This is a genomic window from Chryseobacterium tongliaonense (assembly GCF_041224435.1).
In the GTDB taxonomy this organism is placed as follows: Bacteria; Bacteroidota; Bacteroidia; order Flavobacteriales; family Weeksellaceae; genus Chryseobacterium; species Chryseobacterium tongliaoense.
This window is the reverse complement of sequence record NZ_JBGFFD010000006.1, coordinates 243,753-270,080: the sequence shown is the minus strand read 5'-3', so window position 1 is coordinate 270,080 and position 26,328 is coordinate 243,753. Positions and strand designations below refer to the sequence as shown.

The window sequence follows — 26,328 nt, the reverse complement described above, 5'->3', positions numbered from 1 at the left end:
CTTTTAATCTTTTAATCTTTTAATCTTTTAATCTTTTAATCTTTTAATCTTTTAATCTTTTAATCTTTTAATCTTTTTAAAACATCTTTTTCATTAGCTTCAAATTTAGTAAATTTAGAAAAGGAAAACATAAGTTAACCGTCACAACTAATCACATTTATTATGAAAGCTCTTGTAATCGGTGCCACAGGTGCCACAGGTAAAGATCTGGTCAGCCAGTTACTTAATGATAAAGACTTCGAAAAGGTAGATATTTTTGTGAGGAAGCCTTTGGATATTCAAAATGATAAACTTAATGTTCATGTAGTGGATTTTGAAAAGCCTGAGGAATGGAAAGATTCTGTAAGAGGTGATGTTGCTTTTTCCTGTCTCGGAACCACTTTAAAGACTGCAGGAAGTAAGGAAGCGCAGAAAAGGGTCGATTTCGATTATCAGTATGAGTTTGCAAAAGCCGCTAAAGAAAATGAAGTGGATGATTATATCCTGGTTTCTGCTTACGGAGCCAGCCCGAAATCTAAAATCTTTTATTCAAAAATGAAAGGTGAGTTGGAAGAAGCCGTAAAGCAGCTGCACTTCAATAAAATCACGATTTTCAAACCCGGTATGCTGGAAAGAAAAGATTCCGACAGAACCGGAGAAGTTTTAGGAAGCAGAGTGATTAAATTTGCCAATAAATTAGGCCTTCTGGAAAGCCAGAAACCCCTTCCTACCGAAGTGCTGGCAAAAGCAATGATCAATTCTTCAAAAATTAAAAGCTACGGCTATTCCAGTATAAAACTCGGGAATATTTTCTGCTTTGCTGAGAAGAAAGTTGAGGGTTGAGAGTTGAGAGGTTTGAGGATATCTGAGGTTATGACAGCATTTTTATAACTTATAATTCATAACTCATAACTCATAATTCATAACTCAAAATTACCCATCAAAAAAAACCTCGACTTCATTCAGCGTGACATTTGATACTTTTGTAACAGTGCCTTGCTGAATAAAGCCGAAGCTTTGAATTTTATTAATTCTTATTTCAAATATTTTGTAATCGCTTGATCTGTAGGTTTTGTTGTACTTACAAAAGTATCAACAAGTTTTCCGTTTTCATCGATTAAAAATTTAGTGAAGTTCCAAAGGATTGTTGTGTTTTTCACTCCGTTTAATTCTTTTTCGGTCAGGTATTTGAAGATAGGCGCCGTGTCATCCCCTTTTACAGAAACTTTTGCTGCCAAAGGAAATGTTACTCCGTAGTTTTTCTGGCAAAATGCACCGATTTCGGTATTGGTTCCCGGTTCCTGGCCACCAAAGTTATTGGCAGGAAACCCTACTACCACCAATTTATCCTTATATTCTTCATACACTTTTTCAAGATCAGCATATTGTGGGGTAAAACCACATTCAGAAGCTGTATTTACAATAAGAATTTTCTTTCCTTTAAAATCTGCAAAGTTAATCTCCTTACCATCAAGGCTTTCCACTTTGAAGTCATATATCGTTTTTCCCATAAGTTCTTTGGTTTTAGCTTTAGACAATTCACTTTTCTTTTGGGCACAGCTGTTAAAAAAAGCTATAAAAGAAAGCAGCAGTAAAAAAAACTTTTTCATTAGTATTATTTTTATTTGCGGGATTGCCGCGATTATTTCTGCAATTAAAATTTAAATGTATTGGCAGGAAATACTTTATTAATGTCTATTTTATTGATCAGCATTACATAATCACCATCTTTTTTGGGACTTGCAGATTCTATTCTGAAAGGCATTACCAGATTTCCTACTTTTTTGTAATCGAAATAATTCAGTGTTTCATCCTTTTTAACTTCTTTTAAAAGCATATAAGTTTTGGTATCGAAATAATACAGGTTTTTATTCACATTTTTGGTAAGCTCAACTTTATGACAATAAATGTCTCCTACTTTTTCTTTTCCCAGATATTTAGCCTCAAAACCTTTGTTTTCCCAATCGATAAAATCATTATCAAAACTTTCCGGAATATAATCAGGATACTCCTGAAGTTTATTATTACCGTAATTCATTCCGTAACCTTTGTTTCCATCATATCCTTCAATAGCTGTTTCTTTATTGTTGATGGTAAGGACTGTTTTGGTAAGATTCGGGCGTTGCTGGTAAATTTTTATAGGATATTCATCTTTAATTCCAAGAATTACTTTCCCTTGAAGTAATACTGAATTTAAAAGCTTCCAATTCGTTAATCCTCCGGATAATTCAATATTTTTATCTATAATTTCTTTTGCAGTCTGGGCAAAAGATATTTGCGAAAAGACCATGACGAACACTAAAAGTAATTTCTTCATTCAATCAATTTATAAATTCAAATATAAGGTTTTGTAATGAATTCTTTTGTTAATAATATGATAAAGGTGGTTCTGATAATTGCAAATTCGTTACATCGTAAACTACATTTAACCTATCAGCTTTCTTGCTTTTTCAAGATCTTCCGGTGTATCAATTCCGACCCCGATAAAATTGGTTTCTATCATCTTGATTTTCATACCATATTCAAGGTAGCGGATACATTCTATTTTTTCCGAAATTTCGAGTGGCTTCATTTCCAGTTTTGAAAACTGTAATAAAGCATGTTTCCGGAATGCGTACACTCCGATATGTTTAAAATAGCTTATATCATAAGAAACCTCCCTGTGAAAAGGAATAACGGAACGGCTGAAATATAAGGCAAATCCGTTATTATCAGTAATCACTTTCACATTATTCGGATTTTCAATCTCTTCTTTTTCCGTCAGTTTTATTTTTAAGGAAGCCAAAGAAATTTCCTGGTTATCATCTTCTTTGAAAACTTCTATCAGTTGTTTCAACGGTTCCAGTTTCAGGAAAGGTTCATCTCCCTGAACATTGATCACAATATCACAATCAATATTCTGAACGGCTTCAGCAATCCTGTCACTTCCGGTTTCATGTTGCCCGGTCATTACGGCTTTTCCACCATTACTAACGATTTCATCATAAATAATTTCAGAATCCGTAGCGACAAAAACTTCATCAAACAAACCTGTTTCCTCAACGTTTTGATATGTTGTGCTGATAACAGTTTTTTCTCCAAGCATCTGCATCAGCTTTGCAGGAAAACGGCTTGCTTCGTAACGGGCAGGAATGACAGCGATAATTTTCATGTAGATAGTTATGAGTTATAAGTTATGAGTTTTTACTCTTAGTCGTTATAATAATGCTCCTGATTATTTTTAAAATCTCTGTTGCCGGATTTTTTAAATCTTCAAATTCTTCTTTTGAAATATAGTTAGTAGCAAATAAGTCCATTTTACTTTGAGCGTTTAAAGCTTCTCTAACATTAGCTCCTACAGAAGTCCCCGAGCGTATAATTTGTTTGGATAAAATATATTCTTTCTTCTCTACACTCAATTTTTTATAAAAATTGACAATTTGTACAGCAAATTCAAAACTCTTTTTCCCAACAATACTTTCACTCATAACTTATAACTCATAACTTATAACTCATAATTTATAACTTTAAGTATTATTTAAGATTATTTAAAGCATTTTCCAGCTTCGGCATCATTACTTCAATTTCGTTGATGTCTAATCCACCTACTGAAGCGCGGAACCAAGGCTCAGATTTTTCTTCTCCGAAAGCTGAGAATGGTACTAATGCAACTCCGGCATCGTTGATCAGATAGAATACCAGATCTGAAGAGTTTTCAATAACTGTTCTGTCCGGTTTTGTTTTTCCGATGTAATCTAATTTGATGGTAAGATAAAGTGCTCCCATCGGTTCGATGCTTTCAACTGCCAGACCTTTTCCTTTTAAAGTCTGGATTCCGTTGTGAAGAACTTTTAAACTGGCTTCAAGCTTTCCTTTAAAATCATCAACGAAAGTATCTACGTTTTCAGATGTTTCAAAGAATTTTGCTGTTGCTTCCTGCTCAGGTTTTGGCGCCCAAGCTCCAACGTGGGTAAGAAGGGCTTTCATTTTATCGATAATATGAGTCGGCCCGAATCCCCATCCTACACGAACTCCTGTTGCAGCAAGGCATTTGGAAATACCGTCGATGTAAATCGTGTAGTCTTTCATTTCAGGGAAAAGTGAAACCGGATCGAAATGTTTGGCTCCAAAAGTAAGATTAGAGTAAATCTGGTCATACATCAGGTATAACGGCTTTTCATCCGCCCCTCTTTTTTTGTTTTCGGCTATAACCAATTCGCATATATCTGATAACTGCTCTTTAGTAAACATTGTCCCCGTAGGGTTTAACGGTGAACAAAGCGCTAAAAGAACGGCTCCGTCCAGGTGTGGTTTTAAATCGGCAGCGGTAGGCAGGAAATTATTTTCAGGAGTTGTTTTTACTTCTACAGCATCTGCTGAAGTAAGATAAGCATAGTGATTGTTATTCCATGATGGTGTAGGGTAAATTACTTTATCACCTTCGTCTACAATTGTTTTGTAAACCGCATAAATTAAAGGTCTTGAACCTGCCGTAATCAGGATATCATTAGCAGAATAATCAAGATTCCATCTGTTTTTCAAGTCTCTGGAAACTTCTTTTCTTAAAGATAAAAGTCCGTTTGCAGGCGGATAATTTGTCAGGTTATTCTGATAAGCTTTCTGAATCTCTTCCTTCAACTTTGCAGGTATCGGGTAGATATTAGAATTCAGATCACCAATGGTAAGATTGGCTATTTCTGCACCTTTTGCTTTTAATTCATTTACTTCATTACCAATTTTTACAATTTCAGAACCGATCAGGTTCGCCGCTAATTTTGAAACTTTCACTTTATTTTTTTATTATGTTATTTTATATTGTTATAAGTTATTAATTATGAGTTATGAGTTTTATTCTTAGTCGTTATAATAATGCTTCTGATTATTTTTAAAATTTCCACAGCTGGATTTTTTAAACTTTCAAATTCTTCTTTTGAAATATAATCAGTTACAAATAAAAGTTCAAGCCAGTAGATAGTCTCATCACATTCTTTTTGTGAAATGGATAATTTATGAATAAAATCCATTTTACTTTGAGCATTTAAAGCTTCACGAACATTCGCACCAATAGATGTTCCAGAGCGTAAAACCTGCTTAGAAATTACAAATTCCTTCTTTTCTAAACTAAATTTTTTGTAAAAATATACAATTTTTATTGCGAACTCAAAACTTTTATTCCCAATAATACTTTTACTCATAATTCATAACTCAAAACTTATAACTCATTTCTTTATGTTAACTGTAAATCTGTTTTTACCTGTTCTATTTTCTGTTCCAATGAGGTCAGTTTGCTTCTGAAATCTGCCTCAGATGTTATGGAATCTTTTACCGAAATATAAAATTTGATTTTAGGCTCTGTTCCTGAAGGCCTTACACAAACTTTGGTTCCGTCCTGAGTATAATAGATCAGCACATTGGATTTCGGAATATCATTCATGATCAGTTTTTCATTCTTTGAAACCACGAAATTGGTCTGCTCCTTGAAATCTTTAACTTCTTCCACTAAAGAGCCGGCCAATTCTTTTGGCGGATTTTCGCGGAAGTTTTTCATCATATTCTGAATTTCTTCAGCACCGTCTCTTCCTTTTCTTACAAGATTCACCAATCCTTCATAATACATTCCGGTTTCCTGGTAGATCTCAATCATGTATTGATACATCGTTCTTCCATTGGCTTTACACCATGCTGCAATTTCACAGGCTAAAACAATACTGCCGCAAGAATCTTTATCGCGAACAAAATCCCCGGTCATAAATCCGAAACTTTCTTCACCCCCACATACAAATTTTTCTTTTCCCTCGGCTTCACGGATCATTTTCCCGATCCATTTGAATCCTGTAAGGCCCGCTTTACATGCAACGCCAAATTTTTGGGCAATATCAAAGAAAATATCTGAAGTTACGATGGTAGAACCTATGAATTCTTTTCCGGTAATTTTCCCCAGTTTTCTCCATTCATTTAAAATATAATATGTAAGGATCGTATTGGTTTGGTTACCGTTGAGCAACTGCATTTCTCCATCTAAATTTCGTACGGCAATTCCTAACCTGTCACCATCCGGATCGGTCCCGATAACGATGTCGGCATTTGTAATTTTTGCAAGATCCATAGCCATTTCCAGTGCTGCAGGCTCTTCCGGATTAGGAGATTCAACGGTAGTGAAATTTCCGCTTGGAATCATCTGTTCTTTGACCAGGTCTATTTTTTTGAACCCCGCTTTTTCCAGTGCTTTCGGAACTGTAGTATACGTTGTTCCGTGGATTGAAGTGAAAACGATATTTAAATTTTCTTTTCCAACATTCTGGTAGGTGGAATTTTCGATACATGCATCGATATAAACATCGTCCTGTTCAGGTCCTACCCATTCGATGTGATCATCATTTCCGTCGAATTTAATTTCATCGAATTTTACAGAATATACTTCGTTAATGATCGCTTCATCATGAGGCGGTACAATTTGCGCCCCGTCATTCCAATATACTTTATACCCGTTGTATTCAGGTGGATTATGAGAAGCCGTTAAAACAATTCCTCCGTTGCATTTTTTATCACGCACAGTGAATGACAATTCAGGAGTTGGTCTGTGATCTTTGAAAAGAAGAACTTTAATTCCGTTGGCCGTTAACACATCAGCTACTAATTTTCCAAACTCTTTTGAGTTGTGGCGAACGTCATAAGCAATGGCAACTTTAATTTCCTCATTAGGAAACTGCTTCAGCATATAATTTGCAAGTCCCTGTGTAGCCTGGCCTAAGGTGTATTTATTTAAACGATTGGTTCCTACACCCATAATACCACGCATCCCTCCTGTTCCGAATTCCAGTTCTCTGTAAAAAGAATCTTCAAGATCAGGGGAATTGCTGTCAATCAATACCTGCACAGCATCTCTTGTTTCCTTATCGAATGTATCGCTTAACCAAAGTTTTGCTTTTTCTAATGTTGTCATATCTGTATTTTGTATCTTGGCTGGGAGTTGGAAGATGGAGGCCGGAAGTCTTCCAGCTTTAAACTTCAGGCTTCCTGCCTTATTATTCTTTTATTTGGTTTCTAAATTCTATAATCTGATTTATAAGACTATAACTTTCATTATATAATTTATTAAAATCTTCTTCTGAGATGTAGTTTCTATTTCTCGCTTTATATAAGCAAGTTACCACTTCAGCTAAAGAACGAATTGAGTATCCTAAAAATTTCTTAAATTCCAATTTTGACTGTAAAATACTTCCTTCAGAAATATTAAGTGCAACAGAATCAGAAGCTCTTCTAATCTGTGATGTTATATTAAAAACTTCATCTTTCGGAAAATTTTGAGACAAATTAAAAATATTTTCTGCAAAAACCATAGATTTCTGCCAGATAATTAATTTCTCAAATTTGAAACTCATAGATTACTATTTTTGTCATCATTTATTGATGTATTTTAATCCTTCTATCATCCAGCTTCCCTCCCCCAGCCTTTTTCCTAATCTAGTTTTTTATTCTCAACACGAGTTGTTTTATCAATTTTAAAGGCACGGATCGGATCATTATAATACAAGAATTTTGCAGTATTTTTTACATTCCCTTTTAATGAGTCTTTTACATTAACTTCTGCATAATTCCCGTTTTTTGAATCTATATTCAGGTTCGTAATTTTCCAGTAAGGAGCTATTAAACTTGCTGTATCAGAGATTTTAATCACCGCGTCTTTAGTTTGACCTATAAAATTTGCCCTGCTCCTGTTCAGCATCTCAATTTCCGCCCTTCTCGTATTGATCGATCCCATAAAAGTAGCGTTATTTTTTAAATTCAGTCTAAAATTATCGGTTTTTATTTCACTCGAAATGTTCATTTCTGCTGAATCTGAAATGCTTATTTTTTCAGGACTGTATTTTGAGTAAATGGTAATATTATAAAAATCCACCCCTTTTGTCTCTCTTGATTCGGTAATGAATAATCCATCATCTTTTACTTCAATATCCAGGTTTTTATAAATATTGGGATAGGTTTCTACACTGACCATGTTTTTGGAACCTCTTACATAAAATGCCCTGAACTTCCCTTTTAAAAATACATTTTTAAAATTCTCAACAGGAACTTCTTTATTTTCAATATTTCCTTTGGGAGAAATTTTACCACAGGAAATAAGCGAAAAAATCATGAATATGTAAAATATATTTTTCATTGAAATTTAAAATATTTTATAAAAAATTAAACTAATTATGATCACCTCTGCAAGTATTAACAGAGAGTGTACAGCAATTCTCCAGATCAATCCAAATCTTGAATAAGAATTTCTAAAAGCGTCAAAATAAGTAAAAGCCGGAAATAAAATACAACAAACAATTAAAATTTTGTCTATGATATCTGTAATTTTCAGTAACGGACGGTACAACCCAATAATGCTTATGACATCATCCACGAGCAGTATCATCAGAATTCCGCAAAGACTGACCACTGCTATAATGATGTGCTCAGCAAAGTTCAATTTTACACTCCTGAAAAGTGCCCATGCATTCAAAGCCATAATTGGCAGTAATCCTAATAAACTTGCTTTGGAATATTTGGAAAAGAAGTTTATAATATCTGAATTTTCCTTATGAATGTCTATAGAAGCCATATCCAGATAAAAATGCAAGGCCAGCACATTGAAACCAAACAGGATCAGCAGTAATGAAAATAAATTATAATATTTAATTCTTTTTCCTGCAATGTAATCCATGGCCATCTTTCCGGGGCCAAACAGAATATGCCTTATGGTCCGGAAAAACCTTGCTTCAATATGCCAGATCGACCCAAGAATATCACTGGTCATCAAAGAGTGCGGAGTTATTCTTGCGGTGTCAGATCTCTGTCCGCAATGAGGACAAAACTCATCGGAGATTCTATGGCCACAGTTTAAACAACTCTTTTTACTCATAAAATATCACAATATTTAAGTATTCTCTAAAGCTCCACCATAAATAATAAGCCCCATAAAAACAGCAACAATTATCACTGCTATTATCAATGGTTTCCACAAAGGTTTTCTGGGATATTGCTCTTCATTCGGAAAATACTTCGGAACAAAATAGTAAGAAAGTAAACATCCTCCCAATAAACCGCATAAATAACCATAGGAGCTTTTAGGATTTTCCTGAAAACTACCAAGAATTATTGTAATGATTGTTAGTACAACAGAAGTTCCTAAAACAATATAAGCTTCTTTTTTCTTTTTAACATCAATCAAATTCTGATATAAAAGAACTCCGCCAAAAAGAACTGACAGAAAAATAGAAAAGCCTAAAATTGCCCTTTTCGAATAAATTTTGGGTAAATTATTCTCCATGGTTAAATCACTTCGTCGATATTATAATTTTTATGTTCTCTATTTGTTCTGATAATCATTTCGCCTAAGAATCCTGCTACAAAAAGAAGGGTTCCCATAATCATCATGGTTAAGGCAATATAAAACCAGGGATTATTGGTAATCAGATGTCCGTAAATTCCTCTTGAAACGTCAATCAGTTTTGAAACTCCTAACCAAAGAGCAGACAGAAAACCGAAAATAAACATAAGGGTTCCTACTGCTCCGAAGAAATGCATAGGTCTTCCGCCAAAACGACTTACAAACCAAAGGGTTACCAGATCAAGGAAACCCCGGATAAATCTTTCCGTTCCGAATTTTGAAGTTCCGTAAGGTCTTGCCTGGTGCTTCACTTCTTTTTCGGTAATTCTTCTGAAACCTGCATTGGCAGCCAAAACCGGAATATATCTGTGCATGTCTCCATATACATCAATGGATTTTACAACCTGTTTTTTATAAGCTTTCAATCCGCAGTTGAAATCGTGAAGCTCAACGCCTGAAACTTTTCTTGCTGCTGCATTGAACAGTTTTGAAGGAACATTTTTCGTCATTACATTATCGAAACGCTTCTTTTTCCAGCCTGAAACAATATCGTAATTATCCTGAACCACCATATTGTAAAGTTCGGGAATTTCTTCAGGAAAGTCCTGTAAATCAGCATCCATTGTGATGATTACGTCTCCGTTTGCTCTTTCAAAAGCAGCATGTAAAGCTTGAGATTTTCCGTAATTTCTGGAAAATTTAATTCCGTGGATCTGAGGATACTGAATCTTCAGGTTTTCGATAATATTCCACGACAAATCCGTGCTTCCATCGTCTACAAACCACACTTCATATGATAAATTGCTGGTATTGCAGACCGTATTAATCCTTGAAAAAAGCTCTTCCAGAGAGTCTTCTTCATTAAGCAACGGAATAATTATAGATAGATTCATTTAAAATTAATAAAATTTATTCTTGATTGATTGCTTCCGGATGTATTGTTTTTGTTCTGAAAAACGCTCCGAAAAACAGGGACAAAACTACGTAAAATATAAGAATTGCGGCAAAATATCCTGAAAAATGACTTGCCGTAAGCATATCTTTACCTTTAACAGCTTCAGGAGAAAAGCTTACCACTCTTTCTTTATATTTCTGGTCTAATTCATCAATGTCTTTTTGATGTTTTAAAATTTTTCGGGCTGATTGATATTCTTTATCCAGCTCTGATTTTTGTCTCTGAACATATTGGTAGTTTAATAATTTTTTAGCGTCTGTATCAACAAAATTTAAGAATGAATAGATGCTGAAAATTGAAAGAATCCCACCAATAAACATGGGAACAAAAGCTCTTTTGAAAGCTTGTCTGAAACTTACCGTTCTGTGGTTGTTCCAATAAGATTTTACGGACCAGAAAGCCGTGACCGCATATAAAACCGGAAGAACAAACGCGTTCATTTTGAGAGATATATCAAAATAATTGATTCCGGAGAAAAAGTAATATACTACGAAAAAAACGATCATAGTAGCGATAAACAGTATAATTCCTAAGGTGGATGGACTTTTCGTCATATTTAATTTTTTAGAAAAATTTTGAAAAATTATCAGTCTAAATTTCAGTAATTTAGCTCTGGTAAAGGATTTTTCAGTTTATTTTTCTTTGATTTTATTTTCAAGTTTATAATTAATTCCTATCTTTGCACCGGCAAGTCCTACACAACCAGCTCCTGAGAACCCTCCAGGGTGGGAACGCAGCAAAGGTAATCGGTTGTAGCGGTGTGATGTAGATCGCTTGCCATTTTTTTTGATAAGAATTGAAGGTAATTTGATAATTATCTTTTTTTGTTTCCATACTTTTCAACATATCTATTCGAATTTTCAAATTACCTTTTTCGTTAATTAAAATTCAAACTCCTCACCTAGTTTAGGTAGGATAAGTTCTACATTTTTATCGGCAAAATGCTTCAAAGCACTTTCATGATTGATTTCTATAGCAGGGAAAGTATCAAAATGGCATCCGATAACTTTCGGCGTTTTTAATAATTCTGCAGCGGCAAAAGATGCTTTTTTCGGGCACATGGTATAGTGGCTTCCGATCGGTAAAATAGACAGATCAATATTTCCGTATAATCTCGGGAACAGTTCCATATCAGCCATTACGCCGGTATCTCCGGCCAAATACATGTTTTTACCTTCAGGCAACCTGAAAATATATCCCACAGGAACGCCTCCATAGCTTCCATCCGGGAAAGAACTCGTGTGGTGAGCCGGTACCATAGAAATTTTAAGATCGTCGATTTTTGCCGATCCTCCTAAGTTCACGTCATCTTTATTTTTTGCACTTTTAAAGTAAGCGCATACTTCCGGCACCCCGATTACGGTAGCATCAGGATGATGCTGCAATACTTCATCCACATCAGCAATATGATCTCCGTGAGCATGAGTCAACAGGATATAATCAATTTTCTGAGCAGAGATATCAAATCCCGACTGCTCTTTCTGATAGTTGTAAAACGGGTCACACAAAATAGTTTTGTCTTTATAGGTAAACAAAAAACAGTTTTGTCCTAAGAATTGTATTTTCATTTTTAGTTTATTTTTATTTTAAATGCAAAGTTTTTTAACAATTTATATTGTTTTTAAGTTCGCAAAGGCGTCAATACTTAGCTAAGTTTAGATATTGAAAAAATCATTATTTCTGTGGAAATTTATCTTCAATTAATCTCAAATTAATTCCATGTTCTAAATAGGCTTTACAGCCGTCTAAAACAGTGGTAAAACCGCCGGTGTTATCATTTACTGTTTTTAGCAGGTCTTCTCCTGTCCGGGTAAATCCATAACTTTTAATAACAACCAGGGTTCCTTTCTCCATCTCTTTGAATTCGTAATCTACATTGCTTTCAGGCTCGCCCCATACTGTTTTTATCAGCTGATTCGGGACAATCCGGTTAACTTTTACCTCAGATTTCACCCCGTACATTTCCCATTCCCAGGTAATGGTTTTGCCTTCTTCTAATTTTCCGGTAGATTTTGTAAACCAGAATTTAGTAGTGATTTCAGGATTGATAAATGCTTCAAAAACATCTTCAACCGGTTTTCTGATAAGCATTTGCGCTTCAACGTAGATGGTAGAGCTCATAATTGAAATGATTTAGTTAAAAAAATTAAGTCCGATTGCTGTAAGAACTGCCATCATGAAAGTAAGAATTCCTACCTGCTTCAGGAAGGGGTCTAATTCTCTGGGTTCTTTTACAGCCATTATTTTTCTTCTCAGTTTTGCAAACGGGATCAACAGGATCATTACGATGAAAACATAGTAATTCTGAGACTGTATGAATCCGTTTAAACCTAAAAATATCAGAATCAGGATCAATGGAAGCTGTAACAGGATCATTTCATAGATCATTGCATTTCTGAAACCTAATCTCAGTGCAAAACTATGCTTTCCCGTTAACCTGTCACTTTCAATATCCCTCATGTTGTTAAGGTTAAGAACCGCCATACTCAGCATTCCGACTGCCGTTCCCGGAAGCAACATATCCCAGCTGAATGTTTTGGTAAACAGAAAATAACTTCCGCATACGGAAACCAGACCGAAGAAGATAAATACAAAAAGATCTCCCAATCCCATATATCCGTAAGGTTTTTTACCTACTGTGTAGCCGATTGCCGCTAAAATACTTGCAACTCCCAATCCTATAAAAACATAAAATTCATTCATATATTCCGGAATGAAAGCTACATACAGCAAGGCAATGGTTGCCACAAAAGACAATGCTGAAAAAAGGATCACCGCATTTTTCATTTGCCCGGCTGTAATTTTCCCTGATGCGACTGCTCTTGCCTCCGCTTCGCTGCTTCTTTTGGTATCGGTCCCTTTTATCCCGTCACCATAATCATTGGCATAGTTTGACAGTATCTGATACAATAAAGTAACCAAAAGAGCCAGTGCAAAAATTTTCCAGTCCCAGATTCCGCCTTCGCCGTATAACCTCCATTTGGCAATGAAAGCCCCCATAATAATTCCGCTTAAAGAAAGCGGCAGTGTTCTCAGCCTTGCGGCTTTTATCCAATCTTTCATATTAATCTTCTTGTATTCATGTAAAATGTATTCATGTAAAATGACAAAGTAATGCTAAAATCATTAATACTTTTTACATAAATACATCCATACAATATTTATGATATCCATTGATTTTCCCCGAAGTCAGGTTTTCTTTTTTCAAGGAATGCGTTTCTTCCTTCTTTTGCTTCTTCCGTCATGTATGCCAGACGTGTTGCTTCTCCTGCAAATACCTGTTGGCCCACCATTCCGTCATCGGTTAAATTCATTGCGAATTTCAGCATTCTGATGGAAGTCGGTGATTTTGCTAAAATTTCCTGAGCCCATTCGTAAGCGGTATCTTCTAATTCTTCGTGGGGAATTACGGCATTAACCATTCCCATATCCAAAGCTTCCTGAGCGGAATAATTTCTCCCTAAAAAGAAAATTTCACGGGCCTTCTTCTGCCCTACCATTTTTGCTAAATAAGCGGAACCATAACCACCATCGAAGCTTGTAACGTCGGCATCAGTCTGTTTGAAAATAGCATGTTCCTTGCTCGCTAAAGTAAGGTCACACACTACATGAAGCGAGTGTCCGCCACCTACAGCCCAACCCGGAACAACTGCGATTACGACTTTCGGCATAAAACGGATCAGACGCTGAACTTCCAGAATATTCAAGCGGTGTCTTCCGTCTTCACCTACATATCCCTGATGTCCTCTGGCTTTCTGATCACCTCCGCTGCAAAATGCCCAGCCACCATCTTTAGGGCTTGGCCCTTCTCCTGATAACAAAACAACACCTATTGAAGAATCTTCATAGGCATCATAAAAAGCGTCGTATAATTCTGAAGTAGTTTTGGGTCTGAAAGCGTTACGGATTTCCGGTCTGTTGAAGGCAATCCTTGCTACACCATTACATTTTTTATAGGTAATATCTTCGTATTCTTTGGCAGTTTTCCACTCGATCATTTTTGTAAAAATTTTTCTCAAAGATACGGAATTACAAAGAATTTTAACATTGATTTTTGATGATAATAATTGGAAAAATACCTGGTGTTTTTAATTTAAAATCTGATTTCAAACCATTAAGATTTTATGAAGGAATTAAGAGTATTAAGCTTGTCTTGCATTAGATTCTTTTTACTCTAAAGGAGTCAATTAAATTTACCTTGTTTATCAAAAGCCTCTTGTATATTTTCTTCATTTTATTATTAGAAATATTTGAACTGACGGGACATAAAAAAACCGGAACAAAATTGCTCCGGTTTTATATTTATTTCAATTTCCTGAAAATTATTTTGGCTGTTTTGCCTGAAGTTCAGCTTCTTTAGCTTTCATTTCATTCATTTTAGCCGTATTTTTAGTGATGCTGTAAATCTCTTTTAACATAGAAACTGCATTCACATCATTGGGCATAGCCTGATACCATTGCTCAGCATAAGGTAAAGATTTGTTGAATCTTTCTTTTCTGGCTTCGATAAGCTTGGTAGCATCATCCGGCTTGGTTTTTCTAAGGGTATTGATTTCGCTAACGGCTTTTTCATCGTCACCGATCACTGCATAAACCAGGTTCTGGTATGCGTTGGAAAAATCAGGCTTCAGTTCAATTGCTTTTTTGAAAGAAGCTTCTGCATCAGCAGCCATTGCTGGGTTTTTAGACTGCATTACGCCTAAGTTATACCAATTGGTAGCGTCATTAGGATTTTTAGCCAACTGCTCTTTTAAAGTCGCAACAAATTTATCTGTATTTCCAGACTGATAATAAGCTGTACTCTGGTATTCTTTTAATTTTGCATTGTTAGGGTATTTAGCTAATCCTTTTTCAATAATTGCTACGGCTTCATCATTCTTTTTAGCATTTAAAAGCAATGTAGAAAGTGTTTCATACAGATCTGATTCTACACTTGGTGTCTGTTCTGTCTTGAAATCAGAATAATCTGATGATTTTTTCAACATTTCCCAGGTAGCTTTGTCATAAGTAGTAACCTGACCGGTTTTCTTTTCTTTTGCGGTATAGTTTGTCTGAACTCCTGTATACCCGGAATTGATTAAGTCAGTATATATTTTAATAGCTTCGTCAACGTTATTTGCCAAAGCATAGTTAAGGCCTGCATAATACATATATACCTTTTCATCCTGTCCGCTTGTTTTTAATAAGTTATACACTTCTAAAAACTTTGGAGCCGCAACAGCATAGTTTTTTGCATTATATGCATCCATAGCTGCTTTGTTAGCTTCTTGTAGCTGAGCATTCGCATCTTTGTTCTGCCCGAAAACAAAAGCTGAAGAAATGATCGCTATACTTAAAATTAGCTTTTTCATAATCACTATTTTATAATTAATTGTACAATGTTATTCTTCTGAATCAGAATTCTCAGTTTCCTCTGCCGGATTTTCATTTTCCGCCTGAGGTACTGCATTGTTTTCCTGGTTATCAGCTATAGTTTCCGTTCCTTCTTCAGTTTCTTCAGAGTCTTCTTCCACCTCTTTATCCATGGCTACTTTTGCAATGGCTGCAATTTCGTCATTTTTCTTAAGGTTGATCATTCTTACACCCTGTGTATTTCTACCCATTACGCGCATTTCATCCATATTCATACGGATCGCCACACCGGATTTATTGATAATCATCAATCCGTCTTCATCTGTTACGTTTTGAATAGCAATCAGATGTCCTGTTTTTTCGGTAATGTTGAGGGTGATAACTCCTTTTCCTCCTCTGTTGGTTTCTCTATAGTCTAAAACAGCTGTTCTCTTACCATATCCTTTTTCAGAGACTACTAAAACTGTTTCGTTTTCAAGATCATTCGCAACAATCATACCAATTACCTCATCATTCTCTTCCATGCTGATTCCACGAACCCCGATAGATCCTCTACCTACTTCTCTTACTTTTTCTTCAGGGAAACGGATACATTTACCGTTTTTAGTAGCAATCATGATATGAGAATTTCCATTTGTAAGGTATGCACCCAACAATTGGTCATTATCTCTGATTTCGATAGCGTTTACTCCATTTATTCTCGGTCTTGAGTAGGCTTCAAGTGATGTTTTCTTGATCGTTCCGTTTTTAGTTACCATTACAACGCTCATCTGATTCACATATTCGGAATCTTTCAGGTTGTTGGTTCTGATATAGGCTTTAATCTTATCATCCGGCTCAATGTTGATCAGGTTTTGTACTGCTCTTCCTTTAGCGGTTTTAGACCCTTCAGGAATTTCAAATACTCTTAACCAGTAACATCTTCCTTTTTCTGTAAAGAACAGCATATACTGGTGGTTGGTAGCCGAAACGATGTACTCAAGGAAATCTTCATCTCTCGTTGTAGCCGCTCTGTTTCCAACCCCTCCTCTGCTCTGAATCTTGTATTCTGAAAGCGAGGTTCTCTTAACGTATCCTGCGTGAGAAATGGTAAGAACCACAGCTTCGTTCGGAATAATGTCTTCAATTGACATTTCTCCTCCTGAGTAGTCTATTTCGGTTCTTCTTTCGTCACCATATTTTTCTTTAACTTCAGCTAATTCATCTTTAATAATCTGGAATCTTCTGCTTTCATTGGCTAAGATATCTTCCAAATTCTGAATTTCCTTCATGATCGCATCGTACTCATCACGGATCTTATCAAGTTCCATACCCGTTAAACGAGCCAAACGAAGATCAAGGATAGCCTGAGCCTGGATTTCAGAAAGGTCAAATTCTGTGATCAATCCTTCTTTAGCTGCCTGTGGATTTGCACTGTGACGGATAATAGAAATCGCTTTATCCAAGGAATCCTGGGTACCGATCACTTTCATGAAACCTTCTAAGATATGAGCTCTTTCTTTTGCTTTTTTAAGCTCAAACTGAGTTCTTCTTATGATTACTTCGTGTCTGTGCTCTACAAAGTGATGAATGATATCTTTTAAGTTCAACTGCTCAGGTCTTCCATGTACCAAAGCGATATTGTTAACGCTAAAAGAAGTCTGCAGCGATGTATATTTGTATAATAAGTTAAGGACAACATTAGGGATTGCATCGTTTTTCAGTTCATAAACGACACGAAGACCTTTTCTGTCCGACTCATCTCTTATTTCGTAGATTCCCGGAATTTTCTCATCTTTCACCAACTCGGCAGTTCTGGCAATCATTTCAGCTTTGTTAACCTGATAAGGAATTTCAGTGACAATAATTGCATTCCTGTTTCCTATTTCCTCGAAGTTTACTTTAGCTCTGAGAACTACTCTGCCTCTACCGGTATGGAAAGCATCTCTTACTCCGTCATATCCGTAGATAATCCCTCCTGTCGGAAAGTCCGGAGCAATGATATGCTGCATCAGTTCGTCAATCGTAACGTCTTTATTATCGATATAAGCCGTAATTGCATTTACCGCTTCCGATAAATTATGCGGCGCCATATTGGTTGCCATCCCTACAGCAATCCCTGAGGTTCCGTTTACTAAAAGGTTTGGAATTTTTGTAGGAAGAACGGTAGGTTCCGTCAAGCTGTCATCAAAGTTATTCTGAAAGTCTACAGTTTCTTTGTCAAGGTCCGATAAAACATCATCAGAAATTTTCTTTAATCTTGCTTCGGTATAACGCATTGCTGCAGGCGGGTCACCATCCATTGAACCGAAGTTACCCTGACCGTCAACCTGCGGATAACGCAAGCTCCAATCCTGGGCCATTCTCACCATTGCATCATATACAGAGGAGTCTCCGTGCGGGTGGTATTTACCTAAAACGTCCCCAACAATTCTCGCAGATTTTAAATATTTTCTATTAGAAAAAACCCCTAATCCATACATACCATAAAGCACTCTTCTATGAACGGGTTTCAAGCCATCTCTTACATCAGGTAACGCTCTTGAAACGATAACCGACATCGAATAATCGATATAAGATGACTTCATTTCATCAACAATGTTGATAGGAATCAGTCTTTCTCCTTCTTTTTGCATAAACAAATTTTATTATAATGATAGCCAGACCTTTAGCTGTGAGTCTGAAAATTATTTATTTCTGATTTTAATTAACGGGCTAATTTACGAAAAATTTGCCGATTTTTGCCCCAGAATTTATCCACAAAATCTTAAAAATTCATAAAATATGAGCGTATTAAGTATAACTTTCCACTGCACCCAAGACAATATTGAAGACTGGGAAAATTATATTGACGAAACCCTGGTTCTGATGACGGAGAACCTGATGGATGTAAACAAATACATCCTCTCCGAAGTACACAGTGATTATATCGAGGAAGGTAAAAATTATAATCTGCTTTTAATTTTTGATAATGAAGACCTCCGAAGAGATTTTATTAAAAGTGAGCTCGTGAATATCGCCGAAATAATCGAGAAGAAATTCGGTCAAAAAGTAATGATTTTCAATACTTTCCTGAATCCTAAAAAATCCAGGTTTTAGATATATAAAAGCAAAAGCCCTGATGACTCAGGGCTTTTTTATAGCATTTTTTAATCTCTATGATGTTTTTTATGACCTTTTCCTCTGTGCTTATCATCATCATATCTTTTGTCATAATAGTAATATCTCTTTTTCACCTGGCCAGGTGCATAATATCTCGCACTTCCGCCATACACTTTTTTAGCCTGCCCCGGTGGTAACCTTCTTCCATGGTACTCATGCACTACACATGATACCATCAACAACAATACCGCCATAACTCCGGCCATTTTAATCAAACCTTTCATATTTTCATTTTTTCAAAAATTCTGTATGAGAATAAACAAGGTTGATGCCAAAATAGAATTTAGAGATTGGAAGCTGGAAGTTAGATTAAAGGTTTAGGTAGGATGCGGGAAGATGGAGGATGGAAGTTTATGGTTAAACAGCTGATTCTTGTAGTTTAAATCCTGATTCTTTATTTTTTTTCTCTCAACTATTAATTCTCAACTAAAAACTAAAAACTCACATCACCGTTTCACTCCTTCTTTCAAACATGATCAGGTCTTTCCATTCTCCGTTCAGCTTTCCTATTTTTTTACGAACGCCTACTGTTCTGAATCCGTTTTTCTGATGAAATTTTATTGAGGCTTCATTTTCAGGGAAGATATTAGACTGTAATGTCCAGAATCCGTGGTTTTCGCTATCCAAAATCATCTTTTTAAGCAAAACCGAACCCAAACCCAAGCCCTGGTAATTATTATCGAAATAAATGCTTACTTCTGCCACTCCTTTATAACACTCCCGTTTGCTCACGGGTTTCAGGGCGCTCCATCCGATCACTTCATTATTTTCATTTTCGAGCACCCATCTGCAGTCATTGAAAAATTCCATATCCCATACTTCGGCATTGGGCACTTCTGTCTCAAAAGTAACGATTCCACTGTCTATACCCTGCTTGAATATTTCCAGAACACGTGCTTCATCACCCGGAAGCATTTCTCTTATCTCGTAATTCATTGTATTTAATGATATTTTCTTTTATTCTTTCTTTTTATTCTTGAGTAATGGGTTTGTTTACTGGTTTCATCTTCGGATACCACACTGATATTCCCGTCTACTTCCAGTACAGATAATTTTACACTTTCAATCTTTTCAACTCCGTGTTCTCTGATGGCTTCTTCCAGCTCATCTTTGGTAATTTTCACTTTATTTAAAGCTTTCTGATCTACCACTCCATCCCGGATTAAAATCACAGGATCTTCTTCCATAAAGGTTTCAAAAGCACGGTTAGAAAACATCAGCCTTTTTAAAATAAAATTAGCCACAAAAAGGACCAAAGCGGCAACAAGCCCACCCTGTAATGAAGTATCCGACCCCACCATGGCATTCTGTACGGCATTGGAAATAAGCAATAGTAAAACCACATCTCCGGCATTAAGCTGGGAAAGCTGATTTTTACCAAAGAGACGGATGGCGATGACCATGAAAAGATAAACGCAGAGCGAGCGAACAACTACATCAAGAATAGGATTCACAATAGTTTATTTATATATCAAATGTATTAATTTTACGTTTAAAATAAAACACACCTATGAAACATTTAATTCTTTATTCAGGTATTCTTTTGCTGTTCACCGGTTGTATAAAGAAAGACAATCATTCGGAAGAAATTACCGGAAAATTAAAAACATTTTATGCTACTTACGGTAAATCCAGTGATGTCCTTTATGAGAAAACTATTTCGAAAGACCTGTTTTCACCGGATCTCGGGAAAGTAATTCAGAAAGCTGTAGCTGTCTCAAAAGCTGATATTGAAAAGGTAAAGAAAAGTAATCATCCGACGGATAAGCCTCTCTTACTGGAAGGATCAATCTTTACAGGTTTGTATGAAGGATTTACGGCTTACAAAATAAGATCGATTGAGGTAAAGGAAAACAGTAAACCGCTGAGCGCAAACGTTACGGTTGATCTTGAAAACAATAATTTCCCTGATACCCGATGGTCTGATATTGTACAGCTCATCAATGTTTCCGGTGAAGGCTGGAGAATTGACAATATCAAATTTGATACGATCAACGGCTCCGGTACTCTTAAAGCAAGTTTAAACGATTTTATATCAGGAGCTGAAGAATAAAAAAAGCTGCTTTTCGGCAGCTTTACATTTTTAAGGACATTGAGAAATCGGAACTTCACTGCATACTACAGCATTCATCCATTCACAGTATACGCAGTATTTTTTAGGTGCACCACCATTTACTGCTTTCAGTTCTTCTTTGTTTAGTTTCTTTAAATTTTTCATATCGTTTTAATTTATGGTTTGATAAATATAAAACGGAATTTATTATAATTTATTACAGTTTAATATTTAAAATTTTCACTATTTACAGTTAAGACTCTACAAAATAAAAAGTCATCCAAAATAATCTGAATGACTTTTTTATAAAAGATCGTATGAATATTATCTGTTATTGATATCCACTCTTACCGGCATTACATACGTTGAAGCAATCATATTGTCATTAATTTTGCTGCCGTCTACTTTGTACTGAAGGTGGCTTAAAACATTTTCAATTTCTTTGCTTACGTTTTTACAATCCCCTTTAGAATGCACGTTTACAATTTTCCCGTTCTCTGCAATTTCAAACTTCACTTCTGAGTTTACAATACCTTGTTTATAATCAGAATTGGTGAAATCAAAATTAGCCATCAGAAGATTTCTTATTTCACTGAAAGCATCATTCTTATTCAACTGTACTTCCTGAATGGTATTATTATTTGTAGTTTGAGCTTTAGCTGTGTTAACAACAGCCATACAGCCGAAAACGAAAAGTGAAGCAACGAATATTTGAATTTTATTTTTCATAACTCTTTGGTTTTAAATGTTATATTAAATTTATTTACTATTTCTATGACCAAAGATATATAAAATAATTCATATTAATTTTACATTGAGTTAACATTGAGTTAACATTAAAACACAATGATCTGATTATCAGATAAATAAATTTTTAAAATAATTGAAAATTTAACATTGGAGATTAAAAAATGAAGGTCAAAACAAACAATATTCATATAAAACAGCCTTTTTTAGATTACTATTCGTTCAACCAAAAAATTTATTATTTTTGATAAAAACTAATAATCCATTTGCCTGTATGCATAAACCTCTACTTATTGAAGAACGGACACCTGTCTGGCTGGCTCTTTCCGAATTTTATCTTGATACGGAGCTACAGGAAACGGATTTAAAATATATTGCCGAAATCTTTCTTAATAGTCCTTATACGCTGGAAGAAATAAAAACCATCAATAAGTATGAAGTATTCCCTGTTCTTCAGCCTAATTTACTGAAAGCCGATGGTCAATGGACGGGTTTTGAAGAAGAATGGTTAACTGAAACCATTACAAAGCGTCTTAACACAAAAAATCAATTTACCCATCTTGTTGTCGAAGCCAATTATTCGATATACAAATGGATGTGTAAAGATTATTGGGAGCATATTGAAAGAATCTATAATAAAATCAAAAATGAACCGGATAAAAAACAAAGGCTGAAATGATTACTTCAGCCTTATTTTTTGATTTTTGTCTTTCTTAGAATGAATGTAAAGTTTAAACTCCCTGAAATGACAAAAAATTATACTTTGATTTCTATAACTCTCTTTTCAGAAACTTTCCGGTCAGACTTTTCTTAGATTTTACAATTTCTTCGGGGGTTCCCTGTGCAACAATCTGTCCGCCGTGCTTTCCGCCTTCCGGACCAACGTCAATAATGTGGTCAGCCAGTTTAATTACATCCATATTATGTTCGATAATGATGAATGAGTTTCCTAATTCTACCAATTGATTAATGGCATCCATCAGGATTTTCACATCTTCAAAATGCAGTCCTGTCGTCGGCTCATCAAGGATGTATAAAGTATTTCCGGTTTGTCTTTTTGCCAGCTCGGTCGCCAGTTTGATACGTTGAGCTTCTCCTCCGGAAAGCGTGGTAGACTGCTGCCCCATTGTAATATATCCCAATCCTACATCCTGCAATGTCTTCACTCTGCTGTAAATTTTCGGGATTGGCTGGAAGAATTCTACCGCTTCATCAATGGTCATATCCAATACATCGGAAATAGATTTTCCTTTATAACGTACTTCCAGGGTTTCTCTGTTGAAACGTTTCCCGTTACAAGTTTCGCAATGAACATAAACATCCGGAAGAAAGTTCATTTCAATGACCTTTAATCCTCCACCCTGACAGGTTTCACATCTTCCGCCTTTTACGTTGAAAGAGAATCTTCCGGGTTTATAACCACGGATCTTACTTTCAGGAAGTTCAGCGAAAAGATTCCTGATGTCTGTAAACATTCCGGTATAGGTTGCCGGATTTGAACGCGGCGTTCTTCCGATCGGTGTCTGGTCTACATCTACAATTTTATCAATATTTTCAAGACCTTCGATTTTTTTATATGGTAAAGGTTCCTGAACCGCTCTGTAAAAATGTTTGTTAAGAATCGGGTATAAAGTCCCGTTGATCAGAGAAGATTTTCCACTTCCTGAAATCCCTGTCACTACCACTAATTTTCCTAGCGGAATATCAAGGGTTACATTTTTAAGGTTATTTCCTGTGGCGCCTTTTAATAATATATTTTTTCCGTTTCCGGCTCTTCTTTCAGCCGGGATTTCGATTTTCCTTTTGCCGTTGATATAATCTGCCGTTATGGTATCTGCTTTCAACAGGTCTTTGGGTTTTCCCTGCCAAAGAATTTCACCACCGAATTTTCCGGCTCTCGGACCAATATCCAATACCTCATCGGCTTCGAGAATCATGTCTTTATCATGCTCTACCACCAAAACAGAGTTACCGATATCTCTGAGGTTTTTTAATGAATTGATCAGCCTTTCATTGTCTCTCTGGTGAAGCCCGATGCTTGGTTCATCAAGGATATACAATACATTGACCAGTTGAGACCCGATCTGGGTAGCCAGACGTATTCTCTGGGATTCTCCACCCGAAAGTGTTTTCGAGCTTCTGCTCAGGCTTAAATAATCAAGTCCTACATCCAATAAAAACTGAAGCCTGGTTTCAATTTCTTTTAAAATCTCGTGGGCAATGATTTTATTTTTTTCAGAGAATTTATCTTTTACATCTGCCAACCAGTCTTTAAGATCGGATAAGCTCAATGCGTTAACCTCAGCAATATTTTTCCCATCAATTTTAAAGCTTAAGCTTGACGGCTGCAAACGGGTTCCGTTACATTCAGGGCAGGTTTCTTCCGTCGTAAAATGTCTTTCCAGAAGAACACCTTCATAAAAATCTTTTTCATTAATAATCTCTTCCATAAAAGGAATCAAACCATCGAAACTGATCTTTATCTTTTTGGTAATTCCGGCATATTTAAGATCTTTACTGAATTCTTTATGGCAACCGTTGTAAATATAATCCAATGCTTCTTCAGGAATATCCTTCATCGGAGTCGTTAAACCTAATCCGAAAATTTCAAGAATATTTTTAATCTGTGCTATAATCCATTTGTTGGATTTTATATCTTCCAGAGGTAATAAAGCTCCCTGGTTGATTGATAATTTCGGATTATCAACAAAATAATCGGTATTGATTTTTTTTATCGTTCCCAAACCTTTACAATCCGGGCAACTTCCTTTCGGTGAGTTGAATGAGAATGTATTCGGTTCCGGTAAAGCCAATGAATGGCCTGTTTCAGCATCCATCAGGTTTTTTGAGAAATATTCGATATCTGTACTTCCCAGTTTTTGAATTCCGATAATTCCTTCTCCCATTTCTATTGCTGTTCTCAGTGATTTCTCCATCCTGTTTTCGGAAGCGTTTTCACCGATAATCCAACGGTCGATAACAATATCAATATCGTGGGTTTTATAACGGTCCAGTTTGAGGTCATATTCAATATCCTGCAATTCACCGTCAATTCTGGCCTGTCCGTAACCTTTTTTAGCCATCTGAACAAAAAGCTCATGATAATGTCCTTTTCTGGATCGTACCACCGGCGCCAGCAACATTATTTTTTCGCCTTTATAGTTTTCTTTGATGGTATCAAGGATCTGGTCTTCCGTATAGCTTACCAGTTTTTTCCCTGTAGAAAGTGAATAGGCATCAGAAACTCTTGCATACAAAAGACGCAGGAAGTCATACAGCTCTGTCACTGTTCCTACAGTGGAACGTGGGTTTTTATTGGTTGTTTTCTGCTCAATGGCGATTACGGGAGAGAGTCCTTCGATCTTATCTACGTCGGGACGCTCCAAACCACCCAGGAACTGTCGTGCATAAGCTGAAAAGGTTTCAATATAACGGCGCTGCCCTTCTGCAAAAATCGTATCAAAAGCCAATGAAGATTTCCCACTACCGGAAAGCCCGGTAATAACGACCAATTCATTGCGTGGGATTTTGACATTAATATTTTTAAGGTTGTGCTCGCGTGCACCGTAAACTTCTATATAGTCTGTTGATTTACTCATAATTCGAAGTGATCTTACCTGAAAATCACAATGTGCAAAATTACGGAATTTTATGAAATTTTTGTGTTAAAAAATGAATGGAAAATGTCTATTGTTATATTCTTAATAAATCCGGATCATTCTTTTTCTGAATTGCTTTCCTGAAAAGAAAAAAGACCGATAACAGGGTTACCGGTCTTTCTATAGTTTATTTATTAAGTATTTTATTTTACAAATGAATTGTACGAATTAAGTACCGAATCATAGGCTGTATCTATTTCCTGAAGATTGTTCTCCGGTATTTTGCCCGCTGCTTTGGAATCACGGATCAATTTTCTGTAGCTGTCTAAGAATATGGAAGCATTTTTGTTGACATTTTCAAACAACGTTTTTTTGTAGGCGTATTGCGGGTCTTTAACATTAAAATCTAATTTTGAATTGTTTTCAACCGTTTTGGCAAATTCATCATATTTTTTCTGGGCTTCAGCTTCATTAAACTGACCCTGCGCCTGCTTATCGAGCACATCCATTACAGAATCCAGTGAGATCATCAGGCTTTTGGAAGAGATAATATATTCTTTCATCGGATGATCCTTAAGAACAACTTCTTCTGCAGCATCTGTAGCCGGCCTGATCTTTGTAACAATGCTTTCTCCTGAAGTAAAGAAAGCCTGAGCCGATGCATCGATCTCTTTTTTTAATGTTTCCGCCTTTGCTCCTTTATCATCTTTATAATCTTCAGAATTAATATAGGATTTCAGCTCTTCATATTTTTTTTCAAGATTGTCTTTCTGAATTTTATAATTTTTAAAATCAGTTTCAATGGAAGCCTGGTCTTTTCCAAACCCTGATGGTACCTTCTGAATCTTCTGAAGGGTATAATCCATAGAACTCAAAATGACAGGCATCATCATTACATCGCCTCCTTTTGATTTGGTAACGGCTGCATCTGCATATTTTAAGATTCCCTCCACATGTCCTGAAGTGCTTTTATAGGAGTCTAAAAAATTATTATTAAAATCAATAATGGCGTTAGCATCATTTGCTCCGCCAAGATTTAAAACAGCTTTCCCTAGTTTGTCTACATCTTTTTTACAACTTATACTGACTGATGATAATGACAGAGCCAATATAAACACAATTATTTTTTTCATATTTTTTGATTTTTGGTGTTAGTTTT

30 protein-coding genes and 1 other RNA gene are annotated in these 26,328 nt (G+C 35.8%); 5 read left to right on the top strand and 26 right to left on the bottom strand.

The features are described from left to right. Positions 1-162: 162 nt before the first annotated feature. Positions 163-822, top strand: coding sequence for an NAD(P)H-binding protein (locus AB8P06_RS14560; protein ID WP_369842828.1), 660 nt, complete (start codon positions 163-165; stop codon positions 820-822). A 191-nt stretch (positions 823-1,013) separates the two neighbouring features. Here AB8P06_RS14560 and AB8P06_RS14555 read toward each other — a convergent pair whose 3' ends face one another. The 13 genes from AB8P06_RS14555 to AB8P06_RS14495 form a co-directional block, all read right to left on the bottom strand. Next, positions 1,014-1,589, bottom strand: a complete 576-nt coding sequence (locus tag AB8P06_RS14555; protein WP_369842827.1) for a glutathione peroxidase — start codon at positions 1,587-1,589, stop codon at positions 1,014-1,016. 44 nt (positions 1,590-1,633) lie between these two features. Next, positions 1,634-2,296 carry a histidine kinase gene (locus tag AB8P06_RS14550; protein ID WP_369842826.1) on the bottom strand — a complete coding sequence of 221 codons (663 nt, stop codon included), beginning with the start codon at positions 2,294-2,296 and terminating at the stop codon, positions 1,634-1,636. Between the two features lie 108 nt (positions 2,297-2,404). After that, on the bottom strand, positions 2,405-3,130 hold the full coding sequence (gene kdsB / locus AB8P06_RS14545) for a 3-deoxy-manno-octulosonate cytidylyltransferase (RefSeq protein ID WP_369842825.1): 726 nt from the start codon (positions 3,128-3,130) through the stop codon (positions 2,405-2,407). A gap of 22 nt (positions 3,131-3,152) precedes the next feature. Next, the gene (locus tag AB8P06_RS14540; protein ID WP_369842823.1) at positions 3,153-3,446 is read right to left on the bottom strand and encodes a four helix bundle protein; all 294 of its coding nucleotides are present in this window, start codon (positions 3,444-3,446) and stop codon (positions 3,153-3,155) included. Positions 3,447-3,492: 46 nt separating this feature from the next. Then, positions 3,493-4,746: a pyridoxal phosphate-dependent aminotransferase gene (locus tag AB8P06_RS14535; RefSeq protein WP_369842821.1), complete on the bottom strand. Its 1,254-nt coding sequence runs from the start codon at positions 4,744-4,746 to the stop codon at positions 3,493-3,495. 44 nt (positions 4,747-4,790) lie between these two features. Next, positions 4,791-5,153, bottom strand: coding sequence for a four helix bundle protein (locus AB8P06_RS14530; protein ID WP_369842819.1), 363 nt, complete (start codon positions 5,151-5,153; stop codon positions 4,791-4,793). Between the two features lie 32 nt (positions 5,154-5,185). After that, entirely contained in the window at positions 5,186-6,901 is a 1,716-nt protein-coding gene (locus AB8P06_RS14525) for a phospho-sugar mutase (RefSeq protein WP_369842817.1), read from the bottom strand. Between the two features lie 82 nt (positions 6,902-6,983). Continuing rightward, positions 6,984-7,340, bottom strand: a complete 357-nt coding sequence (locus AB8P06_RS14520) for a four helix bundle protein (RefSeq protein ID WP_369842815.1) — start codon at positions 7,338-7,340, stop codon at positions 6,984-6,986. Between the two features lie 77 nt (positions 7,341-7,417). After that, positions 7,418-8,119, bottom strand: a complete 702-nt coding sequence (locus AB8P06_RS14515; protein ID WP_369842813.1) for a GIN domain-containing protein — start codon at positions 8,117-8,119, stop codon at positions 7,418-7,420. Positions 8,120-8,125: 6 nt separating this feature from the next. Beyond that, entirely contained in the window at positions 8,126-8,854 is a 729-nt protein-coding gene (locus AB8P06_RS14510; RefSeq protein ID WP_369842811.1) for a DUF3667 domain-containing protein, read from the bottom strand. A 15-nt stretch (positions 8,855-8,869) separates the two neighbouring features. Further along, positions 8,870-9,262 (bottom strand): hypothetical protein, encoded by a 393-nt coding sequence (locus AB8P06_RS14505; protein ID WP_369842809.1) that lies wholly within the window; start codon positions 9,260-9,262, stop codon positions 8,870-8,872. 2 nt (positions 9,263-9,264) lie between these two features. Beyond that, entirely contained in the window at positions 9,265-10,215 is a 951-nt protein-coding gene (locus tag AB8P06_RS14500) for a glycosyltransferase family 2 protein (RefSeq protein WP_369842808.1), read from the bottom strand. A 16-nt stretch (positions 10,216-10,231) separates the two neighbouring features. After that, positions 10,232-10,831 (bottom strand): DUF4199 domain-containing protein, encoded by a 600-nt coding sequence (locus AB8P06_RS14495; RefSeq protein WP_369842806.1) that lies wholly within the window; start codon positions 10,829-10,831, stop codon positions 10,232-10,234. Positions 10,832-10,962: 131 nt separating this feature from the next. On the opposite strand from AB8P06_RS14495, the gene ffs reads away from it, so the two are divergent. Continuing rightward, an RNA gene (gene ffs / locus AB8P06_RS14490) (signal recognition particle sRNA small type) lies at positions 10,963-11,060 on the top strand. 98 nt (positions 11,061-11,158) lie between these two features. Here ffs and AB8P06_RS14485 read toward each other — a convergent pair. From AB8P06_RS14485 to gyrA, 6 genes are all read right to left on the bottom strand, one after another. Then, positions 11,159-11,845: a metal-dependent hydrolase gene (locus AB8P06_RS14485; protein WP_369842805.1), complete on the bottom strand. Its 687-nt coding sequence runs from the start codon at positions 11,843-11,845 to the stop codon at positions 11,159-11,161. Positions 11,846-11,951: 106 nt separating this feature from the next. Then, complete coding sequence (locus AB8P06_RS14480) at positions 11,952-12,398, bottom strand: SRPBCC family protein (protein WP_369842804.1); 447 nt, start codon at positions 12,396-12,398, stop codon at positions 11,952-11,954. 12 nt (positions 12,399-12,410) lie between these two features. After that, the gene (menA, locus tag AB8P06_RS14475) at positions 12,411-13,340 is read right to left on the bottom strand and encodes a 1,4-dihydroxy-2-naphthoate octaprenyltransferase (protein ID WP_369842802.1); all 930 of its coding nucleotides are present in this window, start codon (positions 13,338-13,340) and stop codon (positions 12,411-12,413) included. A gap of 98 nt (positions 13,341-13,438) precedes the next feature. Continuing rightward, complete coding sequence (locus tag AB8P06_RS14470; RefSeq protein ID WP_007847474.1) at positions 13,439-14,275, bottom strand: 1,4-dihydroxy-2-naphthoyl-CoA synthase; 837 nt, start codon at positions 14,273-14,275, stop codon at positions 13,439-13,441. 324 nt (positions 14,276-14,599) lie between these two features. Beyond that, entirely contained in the window at positions 14,600-15,628 is a 1,029-nt protein-coding gene (locus AB8P06_RS14465; protein WP_369842800.1) for a tetratricopeptide repeat protein, read from the bottom strand. A 30-nt stretch (positions 15,629-15,658) separates the two neighbouring features. After that, on the bottom strand, positions 15,659-18,244 hold the full coding sequence (gene gyrA, locus AB8P06_RS14460; protein WP_369842799.1) for a DNA gyrase subunit A: 2,586 nt from the start codon (positions 18,242-18,244) through the stop codon (positions 15,659-15,661). A 148-nt stretch (positions 18,245-18,392) separates the two neighbouring features. Between gyrA and AB8P06_RS14455 the strand changes: the two genes are divergently transcribed. Beyond that, positions 18,393-18,707, top strand: coding sequence for a DUF4286 family protein (locus tag AB8P06_RS14455; protein ID WP_369842798.1), 315 nt, complete (start codon positions 18,393-18,395; stop codon positions 18,705-18,707). Between the two features lie 50 nt (positions 18,708-18,757). Here the strand turns inward: AB8P06_RS14455 and AB8P06_RS14450 are convergent, their stop codons facing one another. From AB8P06_RS14450 to AB8P06_RS14440, 3 genes are all read right to left on the bottom strand, one after another. Beyond that, complete coding sequence (locus AB8P06_RS14450) at positions 18,758-18,994, bottom strand: hypothetical protein (RefSeq protein ID WP_369842797.1); 237 nt, start codon at positions 18,992-18,994, stop codon at positions 18,758-18,760. A gap of 217 nt (positions 18,995-19,211) precedes the next feature. Next, on the bottom strand, positions 19,212-19,706 hold the full coding sequence (locus AB8P06_RS14445; RefSeq protein ID WP_369842796.1) for a GNAT family N-acetyltransferase: 495 nt from the start codon (positions 19,704-19,706) through the stop codon (positions 19,212-19,214). A 5-nt stretch (positions 19,707-19,711) separates the two neighbouring features. Further along, positions 19,712-20,224 carry a DUF421 domain-containing protein gene (locus tag AB8P06_RS14440; RefSeq protein ID WP_369842794.1) on the bottom strand — a complete coding sequence of 171 codons (513 nt, stop codon included), beginning with the start codon at positions 20,222-20,224 and terminating at the stop codon, positions 19,712-19,714. 56 nt (positions 20,225-20,280) lie between these two features. Here AB8P06_RS14440 and AB8P06_RS14435 point away from each other — a divergent pair, with 56 nt between their 5' ends. Then, complete coding sequence (locus AB8P06_RS14435; RefSeq protein WP_369842793.1) at positions 20,281-20,823, top strand: hypothetical protein; 543 nt, start codon at positions 20,281-20,283, stop codon at positions 20,821-20,823. A 30-nt stretch (positions 20,824-20,853) separates the two neighbouring features. Here the strand turns inward: AB8P06_RS14435 and AB8P06_RS14430 are convergent, their stop codons facing one another. Both AB8P06_RS14430 and AB8P06_RS14425 read right to left on the bottom strand, forming a co-directional pair. Continuing rightward, entirely contained in the window at positions 20,854-20,988 is a 135-nt protein-coding gene (locus AB8P06_RS14430; protein WP_007847497.1) for a bacteriocin-like protein, read from the bottom strand. A gap of 159 nt (positions 20,989-21,147) precedes the next feature. Further along, a complete protein-coding gene (locus AB8P06_RS14425) occupies positions 21,148-21,552 on the bottom strand; it encodes a hypothetical protein (protein ID WP_369842792.1) in 405 nt (134 codons plus the stop codon). Between the two features lie 292 nt (positions 21,553-21,844). On the opposite strand from AB8P06_RS14425, the gene AB8P06_RS14420 reads away from it, so the two are divergent. Next, positions 21,845-22,249, top strand: coding sequence for a DUF7079 family protein (locus AB8P06_RS14420; RefSeq protein ID WP_369842791.1), 405 nt, complete (start codon positions 21,845-21,847; stop codon positions 22,247-22,249). Positions 22,250-22,340: 91 nt separating this feature from the next. Here the strand turns inward: AB8P06_RS14420 and uvrA are convergent, their stop codons facing one another. Further along, positions 22,341-25,169: an excinuclease ABC subunit UvrA gene (uvrA, locus tag AB8P06_RS14415; protein WP_369842789.1), complete on the bottom strand. Its 2,829-nt coding sequence runs from the start codon at positions 25,167-25,169 to the stop codon at positions 22,341-22,343. A gap of 203 nt (positions 25,170-25,372) precedes the next feature. After that, on the bottom strand, positions 25,373-26,302 hold the full coding sequence (locus tag AB8P06_RS14410) for a YiiG family protein (RefSeq protein ID WP_369842787.1): 930 nt from the start codon (positions 26,300-26,302) through the stop codon (positions 25,373-25,375). Between the last annotated feature and the right edge of the window lie 26 nt (positions 26,303-26,328).